20 protein-coding genes are annotated in these 25948 nt (G+C 39.7%); 14 read left to right on the top strand and 6 right to left on the bottom strand.

The annotated features are described in order from the left end of the window. Positions 1-7 precede the first annotated feature (7 nt). The 4 genes from BN1068_RS05585 to BN1068_RS05600 all read left to right on the top strand — a co-directional run bounded on the left by BN1068_RS05585 (position 8) and on the right by BN1068_RS05600 (position 5616). A complete protein-coding gene (locus BN1068_RS05585; RefSeq protein ID WP_077601840.1) occupies positions 8-1903 on the top strand; it encodes a PrkA family serine protein kinase in 1896 nt (631 codons plus the stop codon). Positions 1904-2138: 235 nt separating this feature from the next. Beyond that, positions 2139-3311 carry a sporulation protein YhbH gene (yhbH, locus tag BN1068_RS05590; protein ID WP_077601841.1) on the top strand — a complete coding sequence of 391 codons (1173 nt, stop codon included), beginning with the start codon at positions 2139-2141 and terminating at the stop codon, positions 3309-3311. A gap of 186 nt (positions 3312-3497) precedes the next feature. Next, a complete protein-coding gene (locus BN1068_RS05595) occupies positions 3498-4910 on the top strand; it encodes a SpoVR family protein (RefSeq protein ID WP_077601842.1) in 1413 nt (470 codons plus the stop codon). A 151-nt stretch (positions 4911-5061) separates the two neighbouring features. Then, positions 5062-5616: a GNAT family N-acetyltransferase gene (locus BN1068_RS05600; RefSeq protein WP_077601843.1), complete on the top strand. Its 555-nt coding sequence runs from the start codon at positions 5062-5064 to the stop codon at positions 5614-5616. Positions 5617-5657: 41 nt separating this feature from the next. Here the strand turns inward: BN1068_RS05600 and BN1068_RS05605 are convergent, their stop codons facing one another. After that, positions 5658-6671, bottom strand: a complete 1014-nt coding sequence (locus BN1068_RS05605; protein WP_077601844.1) for a YcjF family protein — start codon at positions 6669-6671, stop codon at positions 5658-5660. Between the two features lie 211 nt (positions 6672-6882). Between BN1068_RS05605 and mbcS the strand changes: the two genes are divergently transcribed. Further along, positions 6883-8454, top strand: coding sequence for an acyl-CoA synthetase MbcS (gene mbcS, locus BN1068_RS05610; protein ID WP_077601845.1), 1572 nt, complete (start codon positions 6883-6885; stop codon positions 8452-8454). A 25-nt stretch (positions 8455-8479) separates the two neighbouring features. Continuing rightward, on the top strand, positions 8480-9418 hold the full coding sequence (locus BN1068_RS05615; protein WP_077601846.1) for a dipeptidase: 939 nt from the start codon (positions 8480-8482) through the stop codon (positions 9416-9418). Between the two features lie 73 nt (positions 9419-9491). Here the strand turns inward: BN1068_RS05615 and BN1068_RS05620 are convergent, their stop codons facing one another. Together BN1068_RS05620 and BN1068_RS05625 are read right to left on the bottom strand one after the other, a co-directional pair. Next, positions 9492-10358: a YitT family protein gene (locus BN1068_RS05620; protein ID WP_077601847.1), complete on the bottom strand. Its 867-nt coding sequence runs from the start codon at positions 10356-10358 to the stop codon at positions 9492-9494. Between the two features lie 81 nt (positions 10359-10439). Beyond that, the gene (locus BN1068_RS05625; RefSeq protein ID WP_077601848.1) at positions 10440-10901 is read right to left on the bottom strand and encodes an SRPBCC family protein; all 462 of its coding nucleotides are present in this window, start codon (positions 10899-10901) and stop codon (positions 10440-10442) included. 267 nt (positions 10902-11168) lie between these two features. On the opposite strand from BN1068_RS05625, the gene BN1068_RS05630 reads away from it, so the two are divergent. Together BN1068_RS05630 and BN1068_RS05635 are read left to right on the top strand one after the other, a co-directional pair. After that, entirely contained in the window at positions 11169-11369 is a 201-nt protein-coding gene (locus BN1068_RS05630; protein WP_077601849.1) for an alpha/beta-type small acid-soluble spore protein, read from the top strand. Between the two features lie 951 nt (positions 11370-12320). Then, entirely contained in the window at positions 12321-13238 is a 918-nt protein-coding gene (locus BN1068_RS05635) for an aldo/keto reductase (protein WP_077601850.1), read from the top strand. A 115-nt stretch (positions 13239-13353) separates the two neighbouring features. Here the strand turns inward: BN1068_RS05635 and BN1068_RS05640 are convergent, their stop codons facing one another. Continuing rightward, complete coding sequence (locus BN1068_RS05640; RefSeq protein WP_077601851.1) at positions 13354-14448, bottom strand: branched-chain amino acid aminotransferase; 1095 nt, start codon at positions 14446-14448, stop codon at positions 13354-13356. Between the two features lie 139 nt (positions 14449-14587). Here BN1068_RS05640 and BN1068_RS05645 point away from each other — a divergent pair, with 139 nt between their 5' ends. Then, complete coding sequence (locus BN1068_RS05645) at positions 14588-15376, top strand: HAD family hydrolase (protein ID WP_077601852.1); 789 nt, start codon at positions 14588-14590, stop codon at positions 15374-15376. A gap of 110 nt (positions 15377-15486) precedes the next feature. Here BN1068_RS05645 and serA read toward each other — a convergent pair whose 3' ends face one another. Then, a complete protein-coding gene (gene serA, locus BN1068_RS05650) occupies positions 15487-17073 on the bottom strand; it encodes a phosphoglycerate dehydrogenase (RefSeq protein WP_077601853.1) in 1587 nt (528 codons plus the stop codon). 3 nt (positions 17074-17076) lie between these two features. Next, the gene (locus BN1068_RS05655; protein ID WP_077601854.1) at positions 17077-18234 is read right to left on the bottom strand and encodes a pyridoxal-phosphate-dependent aminotransferase family protein; all 1158 of its coding nucleotides are present in this window, start codon (positions 18232-18234) and stop codon (positions 17077-17079) included. Positions 18235-18721: 487 nt separating this feature from the next. Here BN1068_RS05655 and ilvD point away from each other — a divergent pair, with 487 nt between their 5' ends. From ilvD to leuB, 5 genes are all read left to right on the top strand, one after another. Beyond that, positions 18722-20407, top strand: coding sequence for a dihydroxy-acid dehydratase (ilvD, locus tag BN1068_RS05660; protein WP_077601855.1), 1686 nt, complete (start codon positions 18722-18724; stop codon positions 20405-20407). An 814-nt stretch (positions 20408-21221) separates the two neighbouring features. After that, positions 21222-22943: a biosynthetic-type acetolactate synthase large subunit gene (gene ilvB / locus BN1068_RS05665; protein WP_077601856.1), complete on the top strand. Its 1722-nt coding sequence runs from the start codon at positions 21222-21224 to the stop codon at positions 22941-22943. Further along, on the top strand, positions 22940-23467 hold the full coding sequence (gene ilvN, locus BN1068_RS05670) for an acetolactate synthase small subunit (RefSeq protein WP_077601857.1): 528 nt from the start codon (positions 22940-22942) through the stop codon (positions 23465-23467). The genes ilvB and ilvN overlap by 4 nt, the downstream gene beginning before the upstream one ends. Before the next feature lie 102 nt (positions 23468-23569). Further along, on the top strand, positions 23570-24607 hold the full coding sequence (gene ilvC, locus BN1068_RS05675) for a ketol-acid reductoisomerase (protein ID WP_077601858.1): 1038 nt from the start codon (positions 23570-23572) through the stop codon (positions 24605-24607). A 113-nt stretch (positions 24608-24720) separates the two neighbouring features. Further along, positions 24721-25827 (top strand): 3-isopropylmalate dehydrogenase, encoded by a 1107-nt coding sequence (gene leuB, locus BN1068_RS05680; RefSeq protein WP_077601859.1) that lies wholly within the window; start codon positions 24721-24723, stop codon positions 25825-25827. Positions 25828-25948: the final 121 nt, after the last annotated feature.

Raw genomic sequence — 25948 nt, forward strand, 5'->3', positions numbered from 1 at the left:
GCCTGCGATGGATATTTTAAATAAAGTAAAAAATGATAGAGAAACAGAAAAGCAACTGGGATGGGAAGGCACATTTGCGGAATACTTAGATTTGGTAAAAGAAAACCCCACAATTGCACAAACTGCTCATTCCCGTGTCTATAATATGATCAAGAATGCGGGAGTCAAAGAGAAGGATAATCAGAAAATGTATCAGTTTTTTGGGTCAGCCATTTTTGGATTAGAATCAGCGATTGAAAGCTTAGTAGAAGAGTATTTTCATCCGGCAGCAAGAAGATTGGATGTCAGAAAAAGAATTTTGTTACTAATGGGACCTGTCAGCGGCGGGAAATCTACTATTGTCAGCCTGTTGAAGCGAGGCCTGGAGCATTATTCGCGTACAGATGAAGGTGCTGTGTATGCAATAAAGAACTGTCCGATGCATGAAGATCCCTTACACCTCATACCACAACACTTGCGGGAGGATTTCCATGAAGAATACGGTATCCGGATTGAAGGCAGCTTATCACCGCTGAATACGATGCGCTTAGAGAAGGAGTATGGCGGCAGGATTGAAGATGTCAAGGTCCAGCGAATCTTTTTCTCGGAGGATAAAAGGGTGGGTATCGGTACATTCAGTCCTTCTGATCCTAAATCGCAGGATATTGCTGACTTAACTGGAAGTATTGATTTTTCAACGATTGCGGAATTTGGCTCAGAGTCTGATCCGCGGGCTTACCGGTTTGACGGAGAATTAAATAAAGCGAACCGCGGGATGATGGAATTCCAGGAGATTTTAAAAAGTGATGAAAAATTTTTATGGCATTTACTTTCTCTTACACAGGAAGGAAATTTTAAAGCAGGAAGGTTTGCGTTAATTTCCGCTGATGAGCTGATTATTGCGCATACAAACGAATCGGAATACAAATCATTTATTTCCAATAAAAAGAATGAAGCACTTCATTCCAGAATGATCGTTATGCCGATTCCATATAATTTGAAAGTCAGTGAAGAGGAACGGATCTACCAAAAAATGATTCAGGAAAGTGATATTGCTGATGTTCATGTGGCTCCGCATGCCTTGCGGGCAGCTGCTATATTCTCCATTCTGACCCGATTAAAGGAATCGAAAAAACAGACTGTCGACGTTGTGAAAAAGATGCGGCTCTATGATGGGGAAAGTGTAGAAGGATATAATCAAATTGATGTAGAGGATCTATTAAATGAATACACGGATGAAGGAATGTCAGGGATTGATCCAAGATATGTCATTAACCGTATTTCTTCAACGATTATCCGTAAAGAGGTTCCGTCGATTAATGCTCTGGATGTATTACGTTCGTTAAAAGAAGGATTGAATCAGCATCCATCTATTTCGAAAGATGACTTGGAGAAATATTTAAATTATATTTCGATTGCCCGAAAAGAATATGATGAAATTGCGAAGAAAGAAGTCCAAAAAGCTTTTGTGTATTCCTATGAGGAATCTGCGAAGACTTTAATGGATAACTATCTTGATAATGTAGAGGCCTACTGTAATCAGAATAAATTACGTGATCCGCTTACTGGAGAGGAAATGAATCCGGATGAAAAGCTGATGCGTTCGATTGAGGAACAGATTGGTATATCTGAAAATGCGAAAAAAGGTTTCCGTGAAGAAATTCTAATCCGTTTATCTGCATATGCACGCAAAGGCAAGCGTTTTGATTATCAATCACACGAACGTCTGCGTGAAGCCATTCAAAAGAAATTATTTGCTGATTTAAAAGATGTTGTTAAAATTACAACATCCTCGAAAACACCAAATGAATCACAACTGAAGAAAATTAACGAGGTAATTGCCCGTCTGATTGATGAGCATGGGTATAATTCTGTCTCTGCAAATGAGCTGCTGCGTTATGTTGGCAGTCTATTAAACCGGTAAAATTATAGCAGTGTTCTTCCAGCTTAGAAAAATAAAAAGTGGTATCCAGATGAAGATGGATGCCGCTTTTTACTTATCTGAGAAAGAAAATAGGTTTTCTAAAAACCTCAAATTCTTTTAATCCGTCTGCAATAACTTATCCTCTCTTGCATAGAATAGATAAAGCATGTTTCTAAAACTGTTTGTACCATAAACTGACGATTGGAAACAATTAAAATATAAGGAGAGGATTCGAGTGTCCAATGAGCAAGAGCATAATTTCGTCGTCTCCCAAGAAAACTGGTCTCTCCACCGAAAAGGTTATCAGGATCAACAGCGCCATAATGAGAAAATTAAAGATGCGATTAAGAAAAACCTGCCTGATCTGGTCAGTGAGGAAAATATCATTATGTCCAATGGAAAGGACATGGTGAAAATACCGATTCGTTCACTGGATGAATATAAAATCAGGTATAACTATGAAAAATCAAAGCATGTCGGGCAGGGAAACGGAGATTCAGAAGTAGGAGATGTTGTTGCCCGTGCACCAGGAAGCGGCGATGGACAGCAGGCCGGAGCCGGAAATGGAAAGAAGGCTGGAGATAAGCCGGGTCAGGATTATTATGAATCAGAAGTATCCATTGCAGAGATAGAAGAAGCATTATTCCAAGAGTTAGAGCTTCCCAATCTGCAGGAAAAAGAAAAATCAGAGATTATTACGGAAAAGGTCGAATTTAATGATGTACGAAAAAAAGGATTAATGGGGAATGTCGATAAGAAGCGGACGATACTAACAGCATTAAAACGGAACGCCCGGGATGGGAAAGCACAAATTACCCCGATTTATAATGATGATTTGCGTTTTAAAACCTGGAATGAAGTTATTCGTCATGATTCCAAAGCTGTTGTCCTGGCAATGATGGATACGAGTGCTTCGATGGGAGCTTTTGAAAAGTATATTGCCCGCAGCTTCTTCTTTTGGATGAACCGGTTTTTAAAAACGAAATATGAAAGTGTTGAATTTGAATTTATTGCCCATCATACCGAGGCTAAGGTAGTTACGGAAGAGGCCTTTTTTTCAAAAGGGGAAAGCGGAGGAACCATTTGTTCATCTGCTTACTATAAAGCCTTGGAAGTAATTGAGGAAAAATATAATCCAACCCGCTATAATATTTATCCATTTCATTTTTCAGACGGAGAGAATATCAGCTCGGATAACAAGACATGCATTGAGTTAGTCCACCAGCTGATGGAGAAATCAAATATGTTTGGTTATGGGGAAGTAAACGGCTATAATCGTTATTCAACCTTGATGAATGCTTATAAAACGATCGAAGACCCTAAGTTTAAGCATTATGTATTAAAAGAAAAGGCAGATGTATATCATGCCATGAAGAGCTTTTTTAAAAAGACCGCAGAACATGTATAAAAAAATAACAGCTCAAAGATTTGCGTAATTATTTCTTTGGGCTGTTTTATTGCTGATAAATACTATTACAGAAGAAGTTTAGCTAAAGCGAGTTTCCTTATTTTATTTTGTGAAAGAAATATAGGAAGGGCAAGATTTCATCCGGGAAACATAGACTAGTAGTAGCTGATTAAAGGGGGAATCCACTTGAACGGAACAAAGGAGTTAACAAATGCTATCGAAGAAATTACTGAGGTAGCTAAAGGGTTTGGTCTGGATTTTTATCCAATGCGCTATGAGATTTGTCCAGCAGATATTATTTATACATTTGGAGCTTACGGTATGCCGACGCGTTTTACCCATTGGAGCTTCGGAAAGCAATTCCATAAAATGAAGCTGCAATATGATTTAGGTTTAAGTCAAATTTATGAACTGGTGATTAATTCTGATCCATGCTATGCCTTTTTATTAAATACAAACAGTCTGATTCAAAATAAATTAATTATTGCCCATGTACTGGCGCATTGTGATTTCTTTAAAAATAATATCCGTTTTTCTAATACCCGTAAAGATATGGTGGAAAGTATGACAGCAACAGCTGAGCGTATTGCCCATTATGAAATGGTGCACGGGAAGGAAGAGGTAGAGAGCTTTTTGGATGCCATTTTATCGATTCAGGAGCATATTGATCCATCGATTGTCCGATTTAAACTGCCACCCAAAACAGAAGACAACTCCACAAATGAAGACAGCTATAAAAAAAGAGGAGAGTACGATGATCTGTGGAGCTTAGATTCAAGTGAGAAACATTCGCAGAAGAGAAAAATAAAAAAACAAAAGAAAATTCCTCCTTCTCCTGAAAAGGACTTATTATTATTTATTGAAGAATACAGCAGAGAGCTGGATGATTGGCAGCGTGATGTATTAACGATGATGCGGGAGGAAATGCTTTATTTTTGGCCGCAATTGGAAACGAAAGTAATGAATGAAGGGTGGGCCTCCTATTGGCATCAGCGAATTATGCGTGAATTAGATTTAACAACAGCAGAGACGCTTGAATATGCTAAATTGAATGCTGGTGTGGTTCAGCCGTCCCGGACATCGATCAATCCTTATTACTTAGGGATAAAAATCTTTGAAGATATTGAGGAACGCTATAACAATCCAACAGAAGAAATGATAAGAAACGGCTGCAAACCGAATAAAGGAAGAGATAAAATCTTTGAAGTAAGGGAAATGGAATCTGATATTTCTTTTATCCGTAACTATTTAACAAAGGAATTAGTTGCTAAAGAGGATATGTATCTTTTTGAGAAGAAAGGGAGAGATTATCGGATTACAGAAAAGGATTATATACAAATTCGCGATCAGCTTGTCTCCCAGCGTGTAAACGGAGGCTTCCCATATATCACAGTAGAAAATGGTGACTATCTAAGGAATGGGGAGCTGTATTTACGTCATGGATTTGAGGATATTGAGCTGGATATTAAATATTTGGAGCATGTTTTACCATATATTCATCAGTTATGGGGAAGATCTGTCCATTTAGAAACAGTTGTAGAAGGAAAAGAAACGCTCTACACTTACGATGGTAAAGAAATGTATAAGCAGCGAATTTGAATAATTACTTAATCAGCTGACCAGACCTCTGGTCAGCTGATTGTTTATAATTTGACTGCCAGGCTCGCGTAAAATTGAGGGAAGTACTTGGAAAATAGGCTGCTTTTTTGTATAATTGTTTTAATTTTTACATAAAAGAGGAGGAGAAGCAATGCAGGAGAGTCCATTTATTCCGTTTCCTGGGCTGGAAACGGAGAGACTGCTTTTAAGACAAATGAAGAAGGAAGATCTGCAGGATGTTTATGACTATGCTTCCGACCCGGAGCTGACACCGTTTTTAACTTGGGAAGCACATGAAACACTGGCAGATTCAGAAGCGTTTATGGAATTTTTATTTGCTCAATATGAAAAAGGGGTAAGGGGAGCATGGGCGATCGTCTGGAAGGAAGAAGATCGTGTAATAGGTACTATAGATTTGGCTTGGAACCCAAAACATTATTCTGCAGAGCTTGCATATGTTCTTTCCAGAGAATACTGGAGGAAGGGCATCGGAACAGAAGCGGCAAAAGCTGTTCTTCGTTTTGGATTTGAAGAATTAGGACTCGAGCGAATCTATGCCAGATGCCATCCAGATAATACTGCCTCCTACAGGCTAATGGAGAAAATAGGAATGACCTATGAAGGAACGTTAAGAAAATCGATGCAAAGAAAAGGAAAGCAAGAGGATTTAAAAATGTATTCCATCTTAAAAGAAGAATTTAAGTGATAAAGAAAAAGTACATGCAATTTGCTGCATGTACTCTTCTTTTATTCTCCATCTTCCTTCTGTTCCTTTTTCCCTCTTTTATAAAAATAGCTGTACAGAGATTTCAAAGTTTCTGCAGTCAACTCAATATTATTTTCATAAGCATATTTTACCGCATATCCCATCGCAAGTGTCATACCTCCTGCAACACTGCCGCCGATAACGGAGCCTGCACCCGGAACAAATTTAGATACCTGGCGAAAGATGGTTTTACCGATATTTCCTGTAATAGTTGCAATCGTTAATTCCTTAGCTTTCTTTTTGGATAAAGGTTTTTCGTATAAGGTAGCCAGCTTAATCATTAATCCAACCTGAATACCTGTTAACGGAATAAAATCAGATCCGGGAAGTGGAGCTGCTCCGACAGCTGTCGCAGACCCGGAAGCTGCTAAAATCCATTTGTTCGCCGTGGATGATTTTTCCTTAATAAGCCGTGCGAATTGAATTTCCTTTTCTTTTTTTTTAAGAATTTCTAAAATCTCATTTCGTAATTTATCGATATTTTCTCCTGTCCGGGAAGAAATCGGGATAACGGGATAACGATTCGATGTATGCTGCTTCACATATTGAACAAGCGCCGGGATATCATCCGCTGCATCAATTTTATTTAAAACAAAAATGATATGTTTATTCTCTTTTTTGATTGTTTCAAATGATCTTCTTTCACCTTCTGAAAAAACCGTTCCAGCAGCATTCAGGAAAAATAAAATCACATCCGCGCTGCGGTAAAAACGGAATGTTTCATCAGAATTTGCTTGATTAATATCATCGAGGCCCGGGGTATCCGCAAAAATAATCTTGTCGCGGTATACATATTTATCAATACCCATCGTTTCTCCGGGACGTGCGCCGACTTTAGCGACATCATCACCAATAAGCCGGTTAATCGTTGAGGATTTTCCAGTGTTGATATCACCAATCATTGCGAAAATAATGTCTTTATCTAATTGTTTATTAATTTTTTTTGTTTCTTTGTCATAAGCTTTGTCAAAGTCTTTCTCATTAAATGCTGACATTATCAACACTCCTTCATGTGTTACTATTCCCTTTTGATTATAATCATACACTATTATTTAAGGGAACATAAAATTTTAGCTATTTAAAGCCAGGAGAGCAGGGATAGGATAATTTTTCCTATCAGAAAATTTCAATCCTTTTGAAACTATTCTAATTTATTGCTATAATTACTAGAATATAGTATGAGGTACTAATCTGAGGAGGAATACGATGAAGAAATCAGATCTAATTGCACCAGAATGGTATAACATTACTTCCGAGTTTGAAAAATATGCAGCAGATGAAGGAAGAAAAGCGATTATTTTAGAAGAGCAAAACGGGAACACGAAAGAAATTACCTATACCAATTTAATCAAAAATGCAAATAAGGCTGGAAATATCCTGTTAAAACATGGATTAAAACGCGGGGATAAAATAATGATCATGCTGCCGCGCTGTATCGAAGCTTATGAATTATATATTGCAGCTTTAAAATCAGGAATCATTATCATTCCAAGCTCAGAAATGCTGCGGACGAAGGATTTGCAATTCCGTATTTCACATGGCGAAATCAATGCTGTTGTTGCGACAGAGGCTTGTGTGGAGGAGTTTAAAAAGGTTGCTGAATATGAACAGTTAATTAAATTCAGCATTGGCGAAGAGATAGAAGGATGGGTATCCATTGATAAGGAGAAGAACCAGGCCTCCGATCAATTAGAAACAGTAAAAACTTCTAGAGATGATGTTGCGTTTTTATCTTATACATCTGGAACGACAGGCAATCCAAAGGCTGTTATTCATTCTCATGGCTGGGGATTTGCGCATATGTCCAGTGCACCGCGCAACTGGCTCAGTATTCAGGATGGAGATACGGTTTGGGCAACTGCTGCACCAGGATGGCAGAAATGGGTATGGAGTCCGTTTTTATCCATTATGGGAACCGGAGCAACTGCATTTGTTTATGATGGCAGATTTGATGCGGCTAAATATTTAGAGCTTTTGGAAAAGCATCAGATTAATGTGCTGTGCTGTACACCGACGGAGTATCGTTTAATGGCCAAGCTTTCCAACCTGGATGATTACAACTTAGATGCATTGCATAGTGCTGTTTCTGCCGGTGAGCCTTTAAACCGTGAAGTCATTGATAAATTCAGACAGCATTTTGATGTGACCGTCAGAGACGGGTATGGTCAGACTGAAAACACCTTATTGCTGGGATTCTTAAAGGGAACGGAAGTACGACCGGGAGCAATGGGGAAACCGACTCCGGGGCATGATGTGGTTGTTATTGACGAAGATGGTCAGCTGACAGAGCCTGGGGTGGTAGGTGATATTGCTATTCCGCTTGATACGCCTTCCTTGTTTAAAGGCTATTATAAAGATGAAGAAAGAACAAAAAGGTCACATCGCGGAGATTATTATGTGACCGGGGACCAGGCCAGCATGGATGAAGACGGCTATTTCTGGTTTGAAGGCAGAAGTGACGATATTATTATCAGCTCGGGCTATACAATCGGACCATTTGAGGTAGAGGACACTTTGGTAAAGCATCCTGATGTAAAAGAATGTGCTGTTGTTGCAAGCCCGGATCCGATAAGAGGAAATGTAGTGAAAGCCTTTGTTGTTTTACAGGATAATATTATCGGCAATGATGAAGTTATTGAGACTCTGCAAAGTTATGTGAAGCATGAGATCGCGCCTTATAAATATCCGCGGAAAATCGAGTTTGTTTCTGAATTGCCAAAAACAACATCGGGCAAAATTCGCCGTATAGAGCTTAGACAGCAAGAGTACAGTAATTAATTCATCGGAAACGGGGTAATAGGAAATGAAGGTAATTGATACACATTGTGATGCACTATTAAAGCTTCAGACAGCACGGCTGGAGCAAAGAAAACTTGATTTTCGGAATGCACCAGAGATAGAGACCAATTTGAAGCGCTTAGAAGCAGGAAATGTCAGCGTCCAATTTTTTGCGATTTTTGTGAATCCGGAAACAGTTACTACAACAGATCAATGGGAACATGGATTAGAGCAGGCAACTCTTTTTCATGAAGAAATTGTTGAAAAGAACGAGAATGTAAAGTTTATTCGTGACTGGAAGGATATTCGCACACTTGCTCCAGGTGAAATTGGTGCGGTATTAACTTTAGAAGGAGCTGAAGCTATCGGTAACGATATAGAAAAGCTCCAAAAACTTTATCAAATGGGTGTGAAATCCTTTGGCCTGACGTGGAATCCTGCGAATCTATGCGCAGATGGTGCAGAGGAACCGAGAGGGGCAGGACTAACAACGCTGGGAAAAGAAGTTGTCCGGTTAAATAATGAAAATAAAGTTTTAACAGATGTATCCCATCTTTCCGTTAAAGCATTTTGGGATGTGATGGAGCTTGCTGATTATCCCATTGCATCGCATTCCAATACCCGGGCAATTTGTGATCATCCCAGAAACCTGTATGATGATCAGCTGAAAGCATTGATTGCCAAAAATGCGCCAATCCATTTTGCGCTCTATCCTGTCTTTTTGAAAAAAAATGCAAGAACGGCAACAGTAGCTGATCTTTGTGAACATATTGATCACGTTTGTGCTCTTGGCGGAGAAAAAAATATCGGCTTCGGCTCTGATTTTGACGGGATAAGCTGTTATATTGATAATATTACCAATTCCTCCGGCTACGATTATTTGCTGAATGAATTACAAAAACATTATTCAGAGGAGCAGGTTAGAGGATTTGCTTATCAAAACTTTATGAATATGCTTCCCTAGCCTCTGTATGTAAACAAAAAAACTGGAATATCAGGGTGTTTTCCCGATATTCCAGTTTTTTTATATTTGTAAGTTAAAATTTTTGCCCATAATATTTATCAAGTGAGAAGCCTCTCCCGAGAATTTCGGACGCACTGATAAAAATAGTGAATGCTTCCGGAGTTTCTTCCTGAAGTAATTTTTTCAATTTAACTGCTTCTGTCTGTTCCGCCACACATAGGATCATCGTTTTATCCAATTTTGTGTAACCCCCCACAGACCGTATTTTGGTGAGACCCCGATCGATGCCATTCTGGATAAGCTGCTGTACCTTTTCTTCCTCATCGGTAATGATCATTACCAGTTTTGTTGCAGAGGTTCGTAATTGGACAATGTCTATTGCTTTACCGCTGATATAAATTGCCATTAACGCAAATAATGTAAGCTCAAAGCTGAAAACGAAAATGGAAGTAATAACAACGAGTCCATCTACGATAAATTGTGAATAACCGCTGGAAATCCCAGTGAATTTCTTCACAATTTGAGCAATAGCTGCTGTGCCGCCGGTGGATCCATTTCCTTTGTAGACGATACCGAGGCCGGCCCCCAGAATAAGTCCGCCATAAAGGGCACTTAAGAATGGGTTGGTAACCGTAATTGGAATATCAGCAGACAAAAAAATAGCAAGAGGAACCCAAAATGTTCCTACGAGTGTTTTGATACTGAAGTCCTTCCCCAATGCAATCCATCCGATAATAAAAACAGGGATATTAATCACGAATTGACTGAGTGCAGGATTAATCGCATACACCTCATAAAGAATAGTACTGATTCCTGATAGGCCGCCGGCAGCTAATCGCGCCGGCAGGAAGAAGATATTATATGCTAATCCGACAATGGTTGCTCCAATAATAATATAGGCATATTCTTTAAATACATTAGATTGTTTTGCTTGATCCATGTGCATATTTCCTTTCCCGACAATGATAATTAAACCTATATTAATGTATCATTGTTGGGAGAAAGAGTAAACTGCATGATTTTAAAGTGATAAAGCAACAGAATCTTTCTCTTTTAAAGGCTTTATAATCCGCTGAACAAATTTTTCCAGCACCGTTGGAAGAAGAGAGCCGATTAATGGTGCACTGATTTTTCCAGTCAATCCTTTTAATTCAAGTTCCAATAAACAGGTCAGTTCGGAGGAACGGGAAGAGAGCCCGGAAAGCTTGAAGCAGCCATTTCCTAAACACCGGTTTTCAGAATCACGAATACGGAATTGAACGATAGAGGGAGACACCGTCTCTAGGATTCTGACATATAGCTTGAGGTCTTTAGTAATCGTGCCTACTTTCCCATGCAGCTCCCAAACGGAATCGGCTGCGGATACTTTCTTATGTGTTTGATAACCAGGTACCTGCTTTGCCCAATGAGACCAATCTTCTAAATAACTCCACACCTCTGATTGGGGCAGGTCAATGTTGACGCTGTAATCTGCTTTTAACATCAAGTGTTCCTCCTTAAAAAATTCCTTTTTTAGCTTTTTGAATCACTTGATATACTTATGTACCATTTAAGCCGCATATGCAGAAACTTTTTCTTTGTCTAAAATACTACACATATTCGCTTGACCAGAGCGATTCATCATTACATACTAAAAATAATGAACAGCTGGCAAAGAGGTTAAATTTTTGGGTATAGTTTATCGTGTTTTGCAAAAGATAATAGCAAGCAAGTATTCCACTTGCTTTCGAATAAAAGGGGAGGGTCTGAGGTGGCTGACAAACGAAGAAACGCGTTGTTAGTACCGCAAGCAGAACGTGCAGTAAATCAGATGAAAGAGGAAATCGCTGGTGAAATGCATGTGAATTTAGGAGCTGATACTACTGCCCGTGAAAACGGTGCAGTCGGTGGTGAAATGGTTAAACGAATGATTCAAATGGCTGAGGGCAGCATTGCGAATCAAAAAAAATAATCAACTCACAGCTTTAAAAATTTGCCCCGATTTATTTTGATAATAGAAAATCCTGTAGAGAGAACCAGTTTTTCTCTACAGGATTTTCTTGTTTTTAAAAGTGAATTATTAAAATTTTGCACCTTAAAAAATAACTTTCTTATCATAGAGATTGGAGCTGATTGTTCCTTCTATCTATCAAAGCATAAACGCTATCCAGAAAGAAGGTAACGTGTAAGGCTACCGCTGCGGCGGACCGTTTTGCTTTCCTAGGGGCACGCTCTTCAGCTAACTTTTGCCAAGAAGATCGCTTGGCAAAAGTGGATCTTCAGATGGTGCTGATCCCTCAGGAGTCAAAACGGTCCGCCTCCGCTAGTAAAATGTTCTATGCAGGTTGAAACGGCTGACTAAATAGAAGTTAGATCAGATAAAACGTTTTTTCTGGTTCATGGTAAAATATTCATTCACGATTGTTTTCTGTTCATGAAAGTCATTCCCGATATTTACTATCACTGTATCTTAATTTAAATTGCCAAATCAACCATTAAAAAAGCTAAAATGATCTATTCATCAAGCAAAAAGCGATTATTTCATCCAATTCCATCAGGATACGATTTCTTTCATTCGCTGTAGAAACCTAACTGAGCGCAGACCAACCACGTAGACTCCTATGGGAACAGGGCGAGCTAAAGATCCACTTGAAAAGCGGTTTTCTTTTCAAGTTAGCTGAAGCCGTCCCCATGGAAAGTGTAGTGGTTGGTCGGAGCGGCGCTATACACAATCTCGATTTCCATAGAAGGATAATTTAACAAAATACAAGCAGGATAATAAAGAACTTGTTCATCCTGGAATAGGGGGGATAGATTCTTATCCTCAGGTCCGAAAGTTGAGTTAATTTGAAATAAAAACAAGTCCTGATTATTATCGGTATTGTCGAAGCTTGTGATAAAATGTAGGAGGGAGGTAGATATTATGAAGCGTATACAATTAGGAAATAGTGAATTATCTGTTCCAGTCATTTCTTTGGGCTGTATGGTCATGCACCAGAGTACGAAAGAGGAAGCGAATAAAGTGATTCATAACGCATTAGAGCATGGAATCGACTTTTTTGATCACGCTGATATTTATGGGAAGGGGAAATCTGAATCCGTATTTGCAGAAGCAATTGAGATGAATCCTTCTATCCGTGAAAAATTGATTATTCAGTCAAAAGCGGGAATACGTAGTGGATTTTATGACTCTTCCAAAGAATATTTAATTTCATCTGTAGAAAACAGTCTAAAACGCTTGAAAACGGACTACTTAGATGTATTTCTTATTCACCGCCCAGATGCCCTTATGGAGCCGGAAGAGGTGGCAGAGGCGTTTTCAGAGCTGGAAAAGAGCGGTAAAGTCCGGCATTTCGGTGTGAGTAATTCCCGGCCGCGTCAGATTGAATTGCTGAAAAGATATGTTGATCAGGAATTGGTAGCCAATCAATTGCAATTAAGTATCACTAATTCCGGTATGATTAATCAAGGATTGTATGCGAATACATCATTTGATCAGGCAATGGATTTTGACGGCGGGGTTATTGATTACAGTCAGATAAATAACATGACTATTCAGGCCTGGTCACCGCTTCGGTATGGATTTTTCGGCGGTTTTATCATGGATCGAGATGCCTATCCGGAATTAAATAAGGAACTGGATAAGCTTGGAGAAAAATACGGTGTGGCACGTGAAACAATCGCAATAGCATGGATTTTACGCCATCCGGCTAATATACAGACTATTATCGGTACAATGACACCAAAACGGCTGACTGAAATGGTGAAAGCAGCTGATATTACTTTGACGAGGGAAGAATGGTATCAATTATGGCAGTCTGCCGGTAATAAATTACTATAAGCGAATAGTCAAAAAATCGATATAGAACCCGAATTATTAGTTTTTGATTTTATTATGAAATCAATACTGAATTTATATAAACTAAAAAACCAAGCAGTCCCGCTTGGTTTTTTTATTAATGCTTTACAGTGCTTTCTGTTTCAATATTTTGCATCCAGTTAAATGAATCTTCTAAATGACCATATTGAATGCCTGTAATCGTATCATAAACCTTTTTCGAAATCTTACCTGTTTTTCCATCATTGATAATCATCTGCTTATCGCCCCATTTTAATTCGCCGATTGGAGAGATAACCGCAGCGGTGCCAGAACCAAATGCTTCTTCCAGCTGACCATTTTGATAAGCTTCGTATAATTCTTCAATAGAAATTCTTCGCTCAACCACCGGCACTTCCCAGTGATTTAATAATTCTATTACGCTGGAACGTGTAATTCCCGAAAGAATGCTGCCATTTAGTTTTGGTGTAATTACTTCGCCATTGATTTTAAAGAAAACATTCATGCTTCCAACTTCTTCAATATATTTCTTTTCAACACCGTCTAACCAAAGAACCTGCGTATATCCGGTTTTTGCAACCATTTCCTGTGCCTTCAAGCTGGCTGCATAATTACCGCCGGTTTTTGCTTCGCCGGTACCGCCTTTTACAGTTCGGACATAATCATTCTCTACAGCAATCTTAACCGGGTTAAGGCCTTCTTTATAGTAAGCGCCTACTGGAGAAAGGATAACAATAAATTTATAATGTGCAGCTGCTGATACGCCAATGTAGGTTTCTGTAGAAATAATAAACGGACGAATATATAGCGATGTACCTTCTGTATGAGGGACCCAATCACGATCAATTGCAACCAGTTGTTTAATTGCTTTTAAAGCAAACTCTTCGTCAATCGGAGGGATACATAAACGATCATTCGATCTGTTTAAACGTTCCATGTTTTTCTCTGGACGAAATAACTCAATGCTTCCGTTACCCGTACGATAGGCTTTTAAACCTTCAAAAACAGATTGTGCATAGTGGAATACCATTGCAGAAGGTTCAATTTGTAGTGGTTGATATGGTACAATGCTCGCATTATGCCACCCTAGCGGTTCTGAATAATCCATCACAAACATATGGTCCGTGAAAATTTTTCCAAAAACTAATTGATCATCCTGTGGCTTTTCTTTTTTTGTTTCACATCGTTGTACGCGAATAGTTTGTTCTTCCATATCAAAAGTCTCCTTGCCATTGATTAAATTTCTATATATCATAAGACATATGAAAGATTTTAGCAAGACTAAATTTTAAATTAATTTATTAAATTATGATTACATATACTAATCGAATAACAAAGAGGAGATATAAATAATGAAAAAAATGGTATTATTTGATTTAGATGATACACTGCTCTGGGATAAAAAAAGTGTACAGGATGCTTTCGATTTGACCTGTCAGCTTGCGGAAAAGGAAGCAGGCGTTTCACCGGAGGAATTAGAAAAAAATGTCCGCCATCGGGCCAGAGAGCTTTATGCCTCTTATCCAACCTATACATATACACAAAAGATTGGAATTAATCCATTTGAAGGACTGTGGGCAACCTTTGATGATCCGGGAGAGGAATTTCAGAGGCTCAAGGAAATTGCTCCGGTATATCAGAAAACAGCCTGGCAGAAAGGGTTGGAAGAGACTGGCGTGAATAATCCTGAACTTGCTGGAAAACTTGCTGAAGCTTTCAGGGATTATCGGATAGAGAGCCCTTGTTTATTTGAGGATACGCTTTCTGTTCTGGCAGAGCTTGGAAAGGATTATCGCCTTGCGTTGGTTACAAATGGCTCTCCAAGCCTCCAAAACCTTAAGTTAGAGATTTCCCCTGAGTTATCACCGTACTTTGAGAAAATATTTATTTCCGGAGATATTGGTACTGGAAAACCGGACCAGGAGATATTTAACTATGTGTTAAAAGCATTAGACATCAAAGCGGAAGATGCGGTAATGGTAGGGGACAATCTGCATACAGATATTATTGGAGCAAATCGGACAGGGATTGCATCTGTCTGGCTGAACCGGTTTGACGCAGAAAATAATAGTGCTGTTAAACCGGACTATGAAATAAAATCACTTAAAGAATTGAAGGGCATTCTGCAAACATACAATTAGAAGTGCAGCAGGAGTAATACATGTTGTATAAGAAAATCGAAAAGAAGGGGCTGTTGCACGATCAGATAACTGATTGTGCAACAGCCCCTTCTTTTTGTAATAAAACATTTTTATAAATCAATCGCAGTGACGGATTTAATCTCATCTAACAGTGCAATTTCAGCAAGTGCTTCGTCTTCTAAATGACGGTCGATCGTCAGCAGCATAATTGCGTTGCCGCCTACATCGGAGCGGTCCACCTGCATGGTAGCAATATTAATATGATGCTCTGCAAAGGCGCTTCCCATACGCCCGATAACACCAGGCTGGTCGATGTGCTGAATGACAACCATATGACCTTCCGGTGTAGCATCAACCTGGTAGTCATCTACACGGACAAGACGCGGTCCCAAACCATTTAAAAGTGTACCAGCAACTTTTCTGCTTCCAGAAGCCCCGATCACTTCTATAGTAATCAGATTTGTAAATCCTTTTCGTGCTGATCTTTTACTTTCGCTGACAGTAATCCCTTTACGATCAGCCAGGTATAATGCGTTGACATCATTTACACGGCTGCCCAGGTAACGTTTTAAGATCCCTTTGACTGCATTACGTGTGACAGGGCCTGATTCTATTTCACTTAAGTCTCCAGAATAGCTGATACGGATTTCACTGATAACTTCATTCGCTAAATCGATAATAAACGTACCGAGCTTTTCTGCTAAATAGAAATAAGGTTCAATTTGATGCATTGCTTCACTTGGAATAGAAGGAAGGTTGACGGGATGGCGTACGGCTTTTCCTTCCAGGAAGCGGATAACATCATGGCTGACATCAACTGCGACAATTTCCTGAGCTTCTACTGTGCTTGCACCTAAATGTGGTGTAGCAACAACCTCTGGTAACGTAAGCAGTTTATGCTCTGTAAAAGGCTCCTGCTCGAACACATCCAGTGCTGCACCAGCAACCTTTCCAGAAACAATGGCATCATATAAAGCATCCTCATCAATAATTCCGCCGCGGGCACAGTTAACAATCTGTACACCATCCTTCATTAATTCAAAAGCTTCTGCATTAATCAGATGTCTGGTTTCTTTTAACAGTGGGGTATGAACAGTTATGAAATCCCCTGCCTGAAGCACTTCTTCCAGCGTACCGCGCTTAATTCCCATCTGTTCCGCTTTTTCATCGGTCAGGAATGGGTCATAGGCGATAACGTTCATTCGCTGGCCTTTTGCGCGTTTTGCTACTTCAACACCAATTCTTCCCAGACCGACGATGCCTAAGGTTTTCTGCTTTAATTCGATCCCGACAAAACGTTTCCGGTCCCATTGCTTTTGCTTCAAAGCATGAAAAGCCTGCGGGATATTTCTGGATAGGGACATAATCATGGCAATAGTATGCTCAGCAGCAGAATTAGTATTTCCATTTGGAGCATTTACTACAATAATTCCATTTTCTGTTGCGGCATCCAGGTCAATATTATCTACTCCGACTCCTGCACGCCCGACAATTTTTAAGCGTGTTGCTTTTTCCAGTAAAGGACGAGTTACCTGTGTCTGGCTGCGAACTAATAAAGCATCAAATTGATCGATATTCTCCAGAAGCTCTGCATCATCCCAGCCTGGATTTTTAACGATTTCTATATTTTCTGTTTCTCTTAATGGTTTAATTCCTTCTTCACTTAACGGATCACTGATCAATACACGATATGTCATGGCTTACTTTTCCTCCTGTTGCAAATAGATTTCCTGGGCTGCCTGAACACCTTTACCAAGCTGAATTTCTTTTCCAATTTTTACAATGCCGATCTCGAGCAGACTGATAGTTTGCAATACATCAGCGGGAGAGCAATATCCCATATGGCCGATTCGGAAAATAGAACCCTTCATATGCTGCTGACCGCCGGCTAAAGTCAGGTTGAATTGTTCTTTTACGACGGAACGCAGTGCTTCTGCATCAAAATCAGCCGGACGGACAGCTGTTACAGTCGGAGAAGCATCTTCATCCGCTGTTAATAAAGGAATATCTAAAGCTTTAAAAGCAGCTCTTGTCATGTCACGCATGATGGCATGGCGACGGTATACATTTTCCAATCCTTCTTCTTCCATCAAATTCAGAACCTGCTCCAGACCAAATAAAAGAGAAAGTGCCGGAGTATAAGGTGTAGATACTTTTTCTAAGTTTTTCCGGTAGACACGCATATCTAAATAAAATCTCGGCTGGGGATTTGTCTCAATCACTTTCCATGCCCTCTCACTCGCTGCAATAAACATCAAACCGGCCGGCAGCATAAACGCTTTTTGTGATCCGGTGACATAGATATCAACACCCCATTCATCCATGCCGGCTTCCACTCCGCCAAGACAGGATACACCGTCAACAACGAAAAGTGCATCAGAGGATTCATGTATAGCTTTAGCCAGAGCTTCGATCGGATTTAATACACCGGTAGAGGTTTCGCAATATGTAGCAAAGACTACCTTGATTTCTGGATGCTCCTGTAAATAATCCTGAACAGCTAGTGGATTAATCGCATCTCCCCACTCCACATCAATCCGATGTAATTTTAACTGAAAAGCTTCACATATCTTTGCGAAACGATCGCCAAATGCTCCACTGACGATAACTAGTACATCGTCTCCTGGATGTGCTGCGTTGCTGACAGCCATTTCTAAACCAGCTGTACCGCTCCCGGCAACAGGAATAACATCCTGCTTCGTTCCAAATACTGATTTTAATTTTGGAATGATACGTTCTAATAATTCTTTTGTTTCTTTCCCGCGATGACCTATCATTGTCTGGTTCATTGCCCGCTGAACGCTTGGAGGGATCGGACTTGGTCCTGGTATTCTTAGGATGTGCTGATCTTTTAGCATGAATGGTAAGCTCCTTTAAAATAAATTTAGTATTATTTGGTAAGATAGTAACTCTTCATGAACCCAATCTTTTATAAAAATAAGTATTGCCCTTAGAATAAAATGATTGATTCATTTATTAACAAACAATAAGTTATTTTTTATAAGATTAAGATACTTTTATGGGTTTAAAAACGGATGATAAATACAAATTCGCTTATAACATACGGATATTTTAACATAAAAGTATTTAAAAATGCAGATTCATATGAAAAAGTATTTCTTTCCAATATAGCAACATCCAATGTATTGTCAATATAAACTTACGGATTATATGAGAACAAAAGATAAAAGATTTATAGAATAATGAAGGATATTATCAAATAAGAATTGCGTCTTTATAATAGATAAAACGCTTTCTATTACAGGTATTGAAAAAAGGAAAGCACTAAATAGATTGAACTATAAAAATATTATATCTATAATAGGCGAAAAGGAAGGTGTAAAAATGGAGAAGGATTTAAGAACAAAAAGTAAAGCTTTTGATGGTACCATGCGTGCTCCAAACAGAGCAATGCTGCGTGCTGTCGGTGTTACCGATGAAGATTTTAAAAAACCGATGGTCGGGGTTGCCAGTACATGGGCCGAGGTAACGCCATGTAATATACATCTGAACGATTTAGCTTTAATTGCTAAAAAAGGCGTCCGCAAAGCTGACGCAGTACCAATGATTTTTAACACCATTACGGTATCAGACGGTATTTCTATGGGGACGCAGGGGATGCGCTATTCTTTACCAAGCAGAGATCTTATCTCTGACTCAATAGAAACAGTTGTTGGTGCGGAGAATTTAGACGCTCTAGTTGCGATTGGGGCGTGTGATAAGAATATTCCCGGGTGTATGATGGCTATTGCAAACGCTGAGGTTCCGGCTATTTTTGTATATGGAGGAACCATTGCACCAGGTAATCTTGATGGGAAGGATCTTGATATTGTTTCTGTATTTGAAGGCGTCGGGCAGCATAATGCAGGAAAAATTGATGATAAACAATTGAATCGCATTGAATGTCATGCCTGTCCGGGGGCAGGAGCGTGCGGGGGAATGTACACTGCGAATACAATGGCATCTGCTGCAGAAGCAATGGGATTAAGCTTGCCGGGAAGTTCTTCCAATCCGGCAGAATCTCAGGAAAAACTGAAGGATGTGGAAGCTGCCGGAGAAGCAATCAGAACATTGCTGGAAAAAGGTATTTATCCAAAAGATATTATGACAAAAGAAGCCTTTGAAAATGCAATTACAGTTGTGATGGCACTTGGCGGTTCTACCAATGCTATTCTTCACTTATTAGCAGTTGCTCATGCAGCAGAAGTAAACTTGACCATTAACGACTTCAACCGGATTCAGGCAAAAGTGCCACATTTGGCGGACTTGAAGCCGAGCGGACAATTTGTATTCCAGGATCTTCACAATGTTGGCGGTGTTCAGGCAGTTATGAAGCTCCTCTATGAAAATGGCTATCTTCATGGAGACTGCATGACAGTAACAGGAAAAACGATCAAAGAGAATTTAGAGGATGCTCCATCATTAAAAGAAGGTCAAAAAGTAATTATGCCATTAGACGAACCAAAAAGAGAAGATGGGCCGCTAATCGTTCTAAAAGGGAATCTTTCTCCGACAGGTGCGGTAGCAAAGGTATCTGGTGTGAAAGTAACAAGACATACTGGTCCTGCACGTGTATACAATACAGAAGCAGAAGCAACCAAAGCTGTAATGAATAATCAAATCAAAGACGGTGATGTGCTTGTTATCCGCTACGTAGGACCAAAAGGTGCACCGGGAATGCCGGAAATGCTTTCTATTTCCAGTATTCTGGTAGGTAAAGGAATGGGAGAGTCTGTTGCTTTATTAACGGATGGACGTTTTTCTGGCGGTACACATGGTTTAGTAGTAGGGCATATCTCACCGGAAGCACAATCAGGCGGGCCAATTGCACTTCTTGAAGAAGGGGACAGTGTCACTATTGACTCCTCCACGAAAGAAATTTTTGTGGACCTTCCTGATGAAGAACTGGACAAGCGCCGCCAAGCATGGGTAGCACCAGAATTATATAAAAAAGGTATCTTAGGCAAATACGCACATAATGTAAGATGTTCTTCCCTGGGTGCGATAACAGATTATTTGAACAGGGATTAAAAAATTAGGTTCTTATAGAACAGAATGAAAAGCCTCCACCAGACAAGAACTCCTTGTCTGGTGGAGGCTTTATTTATCTAGATAGAAATTTCTTCAAGGGAAATTTGGTTTAACATTAAGATAAAAAAATCAATTTACTTTATTCTTGCATTACCACATACAGGAATAAAAAAAGACTTTCTATAATTTTTAAATAAAAAACCAAACTGTAATATAATTTTAAAGAAAAATCCTAGTGTAATGCATAGCAGTAATGAAAACGCATACATAAAATCAGACTAAATAGAATTATTAAAAAAATTACAAAATGCTATTGACTATCATACGGAAACAAGATATGATTGTTCGCAATATAAGATATTTCTTAACAAAACAATTTTTAAGATGATGAGAAGTTGTTACTTCACAAATATAATTAATACGTTGACGGGAAAAAAGGAAAAGACGAATAGCTTTTACAGAGATCTGGGGTTGCTGGAAGCCCAGAATAGCTACTTATTCCGACATCGTCCCTGAGTGTCACATGGAAAGGAACATTCCAATTATATGTGACCAGGTGCATGGTAATCAATGTACCTGTTATCAAACATAGCTCTGGCAGCTATTGAGGCAAGGTTTGAAAGAACTTTGCGAAACTGGGTGGTACCGTGAAAAGCAGATCCTTTTCGCCCCATACATGATAGAAATACATGTACATGGGGTGAAAAGGGTCTTTTTTATTATTTTAAATAAAAAATTCCAAACCCGCATTGCAGTAAATAGTTAGTTTAATCAAAAGGTTCAGTTTTTTTAAGAAAAAAGGAGGGGCATTGTTGTGAAAGTTAATGCAAATCAAGAAGTAGAAGTGAAGAGTAATTTGGTCACAGGATCTGATTTGTTAGTTCAGGCATTAGAAAAAGCAGGTGTTGAAGTTGTATTTGGGTACCCGGGGGGTGCTGTTTTACCAATTTATGACGCGCTGCATCGAAATGATACATCCTTCAAGCATGTACTTTCGCGACATGAGCAAGGCTCCATACATGCAGCGGAAGGATATGCAAGAGTATCAGGCAAACCGGGCGTTGTAATAGCAACTTCAGGTCCGGGAGCAACGAACTTAATAACTGGCATAACAGATGCCATGATGGATTCGATTCCACTTGTTGTATTCACGGGACAGGTAGCAGAGCAGGTTATTGGAACAGATGCTTTTCAGGAAGCAGACATGATAGGAATTACCACACCAGTTACCAAATACAATTACCAGGTTAATAACATTGCAGATTTACCGAGGATTGTGAATGAGGCATTTCACATTGCGACGACAGGCAGACCGGGCCCTGTTGTGATAGACATTCCTAAAAGTATTTCTGAAACAGTAACCATTAATGATTATGAGGATGACTTTTATTTGCCTGGCTATCAGCCGACGGTTTATCCGAACCCGATGCAAATCTCAAAAATAACAGATGAACTGAGTAAAGCAGAAAGACCGGTATTGCTTGCAGGAGCGGGGATTCTGTTATCTGGAGCAACGGAAGAGTTAAAGCAGTTCGTTAATAATTGGGAAATCCCGGTTGTTACGACCTTGCTGGGACTGGGAAGCTATCCGGGCGGTGATAATTTATCGCTTGGCATGGGTGGAATGCATGGAACATACACGGCGAATACAGCAATCTATGAAAGTGATTTGCTTATCAATATCGGAGCACGCTTTGACGACCGGCTAACCGGAAATCTGCAGCACTTTGCTCCAAATGCAAAAGTGGCTCATATCGATATTGATCCTGCTGAAATAGGGAAAAATGTGAAGACAGCTATTCCGATCGTTGCAGATGCAAAACAGGCATTGAACGTGCTGCTGCAGCAGGAAGTGAACCGTGGTGATTATACGAAATGGCTGGATAAATTAAAGGGTAATCAAAAGAAATATCCACTTTGGTATGATCGGGGCGATAATCCAATCAGCCCGCAATGGCTGATAGAGCAGATCCATGAGAAGTCTAATGGAGAAGCAGTTGTCACAACAGACGTTGGACAGCATCAAATGTGGGCGGCTCAATTCTATCCTTTTAAAAATCCAGACAATTGGGTAACATCTGGAGGACTTGGCACCATGGGATTCGGCTTCCCGGCTGCAATTGGCGCGCAAATCGCTAAACCGGATCATTTGGTTATATCTCTGGTAGGCGATGGCGGATTTCAAATGACATTGCAGGAGCTGGCTATCTTGAAATCTCAAAATCTGCCAGTAAAAGTGGTTATTTTAAATAATGATGCACTTGGAATGGTAAGGCAGTGGCAGGAAACATTTTATGAGAAACGTTACTCTCACTCCTTATTTTCAGAAAACCCTGATTTCGTGAAACTGGCAGAAAGTTACGGAATTAAAGGCATGCGTGTATCCGATGAAAAAGATGTACCGGAAGCTCTGGAAGAGGCTTTTTCATATGATGGCCCTGTTGTTATTGACTGTCGTATTGACAGAGATACATGTGTCTATCCGATGATTGCACCGGGTAAAGGAATGCACGAAATGATTGGGGTGACAAAATGAAACGCATAATCATTGCCACAGTACAAGATCGTGGCGGGGTGTTAAATAGAATAACTGGTATGCTTAACCGGCGCCAGTTCAATATTGAAAGTATTTCTGTCGGTGCTTCGGATGTCAGAGGCATTTCCAAAATGACATTTGTCGTTGAAGTTTCCGATAAGCAGAAGCTGGAGCAATTAACAAAACAGCTGAACAAGCAAATCGATGTGATTAAGGTTTTAGATGTCACAGATAAAGCAATTGTGACAAGAGAGCTTGCCTTAGTAAAAGTTGTTGCAACCAATCAGACCAGAGCAGAAATTATGACATTAATCTCTGCATTCCGTGCAGATGTTATTGATATCAGCAAGGACAGTCTGACAATACAAGTTACCGGGAAACCGGAAAAGGTCGATGCGTTAATTTCACTGCTCAGACCATATGGAATTAAGGACTTAACGAAAACTGGATTAACAGCATTTCCAAGAGGTTATCAGCCTGAACAAGGCTATAGTGAGTTAAATAGTGTTTCAGCTCACGGATAATAGATAGACAGGAGCTTCTGCTAAAAATGTCCAATGGGCAATATGGAAGTCATCATATCTTGTGAAAATAAAAACAAACAAAGATGAGAGGGAGATTACATTATGGCAAAGGTATTATACAACAAGGATATTAATAAAGAGGTACTAAGAGACAAAAAAATCGCAATCATCGGATATGGTTCCCAAGGTCACGCACACGCAATGAACTTAAGAGATTCAGGCTTTGAAGTTGTAGTAGGTTTACGTCCGGGGAAATCACAGCAAAAAGCAGAAGCAGACGGCTTTAACGTATATTCTGTAGCCGAAGCAACAGCGCAGGCTGATTTAGTAATGGTATTGCTTCCAGATGAAATGCAGCCGCAGGTATATCAGGAAAGTATTAAAGATAATTTACAAGAAGGAAACGCACTTGCATTTGCTCATGGATTTAATATTCACTTTACACAGATCGTACCGCCTTCTAATGTAGATGTTTTCTTAGCAGCACCAAAAGGACCTGGACATCTTGTACGACGTACATTTGAAGAAGGTGCAGGTGTACCGGGATTATACGGAATTGAACAAGATTATACTGGAAATGCAAAAGATATAGCACTTGCATACTCTTATGGTATTGGCGCAGCCAGAGCCGGTGTATTAGAAACTACCTTCCAGGAAGAAACAGAAACAGATCTATTTGGAGAGCAGGCTGTATTATGCGGCGGGGCTACAGCACTTGTAAAAGCAGGCTTTGAAACACTAACAGAGGCCGGCTATCAGCCAGAGGTTGCATACTTTGAATGTTTACACGAATTAAAGCTGATTGTTGATCTGCTTTATGAAGGTGGATTAGAAAACATGCGTTATTCTATCTCGGATACTGCACAATGGGGTGACTTCGTATCTGGCCCGCGCGTTGTTGACGAAGGAACGAAAGAGCGCATGAAAGACATTCTTTCTGATATCCAAACTGGTAAATTCGCAAAAGAATGGATTTCTGAAAACCAGACTGGCCGTCCGCAGTTTAATGCAATTAACCGCCGTGAAAACCAACATCAAATCGAAGTTGTTGGAAGAGAGTTACGTGCTTTAATGCCTTTCATTAAAAATCCAATTAGTGATGATGCAAAACAAGATGAAAAAGCACCTGCTCAAAATTAAGTTTTTTGATGCAACTCTTAGAGATGGCGAACAGCTGCCCGGAGTTAATCTGAATAAAGAAAGAAACAACTATTAAACAGCTCGTTCACGAGTGAAAAGAAGGAGAAATAATAATGGAAAAGAAAATCGTCCTGTTACCTGGAGATGGAATCGGTAAAGAAATTATGGAGTCAGCTAAAAAGGTGCTCGCAGCAATTGAAAGTGAATATCATCATGATTTTGTTCTCCAGGAGTGTGCTATTGGCGGAGATGCTCTTGACCGTTATGGTGTACCATTACCTGATGATACACTAAAAGCATGTGAAAAAGCGGATGCTGTCCTCCTGGGATCAGTCGGAGGACCCAAATGGGATAATCAGCCGCCTGAATTCAGACCGGAGAAAGGGCTGCTCAAAATTCGTAAAGGCTTAGGGTTATTTGCTAATTTGCGCCCGGTTAAATCATTCCCATCCCTTTTGCATGCTTCTCCTTTAAAAGAAGAGATTGTCAAAGACTCAGACATGATGATTGTTCGTGAATTGACTGGCGGTTTGTATTTTGGTGAACCAAGGGAACGTAGAAACAATGGAGAAGATGTTGTAGATACGTTAGCTTATTCAAGACAAGAGATTGAAAGAATTGTAGAAAAAGGCTTCGAATCTGCACAAATCCGGAATAAGCATTTAACTTCAGTCGATAAGGCGAATGTCTTAGAGTCAAGCCGGATGTGGAGAGAAATAGTAAATGAGAAAGCAGCTGACTATCCAGATGTAAAAGTAGAGCATTTGCTGGTAGATGCAGCAGCAATGAAGCTTGTTACAAATCCAGGCAGCTTTGATGTTATTGTAACAGAGAACTTATTTGGTGATATCTTGAGTGATGAAGCTTCTGTACTGACTGGATCACTCGGGATGCTCCCATCAGCAAGCGTCCGTACTGATGGATTAGGCATCTATGAACCAGTTCATGGTTCAGCACCTGACATCGCTGGAAAAGGAATTGCAAATCCAATCGGAATGATAATGTCAACTGCATTAATGCTGGAATATTCTCTCGGAATGAAAGAAGAAGCAACAGCAATTGAAGCAGCAGTAAAGGATTGCCTGGAACAGGGCTATCACACATCAGACTTAAAAATAAAAGATGGAAAACAAATGAACACAGAAGAAATAACAGAAGCGATTATTGAAAATTTAACTACGAAATGTATTTCTGATTCTATTTGTAGCTCTTATGTATAAGAAGTTCTGGTATTAGATAAGTTGAATTATTGAATTACATGTATTAGTCTTTTTTTCGAGGAGGCTGAGCGCAAGCCCGTGGAAAGCGTAGTGTTTTTCTGAAGCGATCGCTATAAACCTT

This window comes from Oceanobacillus sojae, from assembly GCF_900162665.1.
Lineage (GTDB): Bacteria > Bacillota > Bacilli > Bacillales > Amphibacillaceae > Oceanobacillus > Oceanobacillus sojae_A.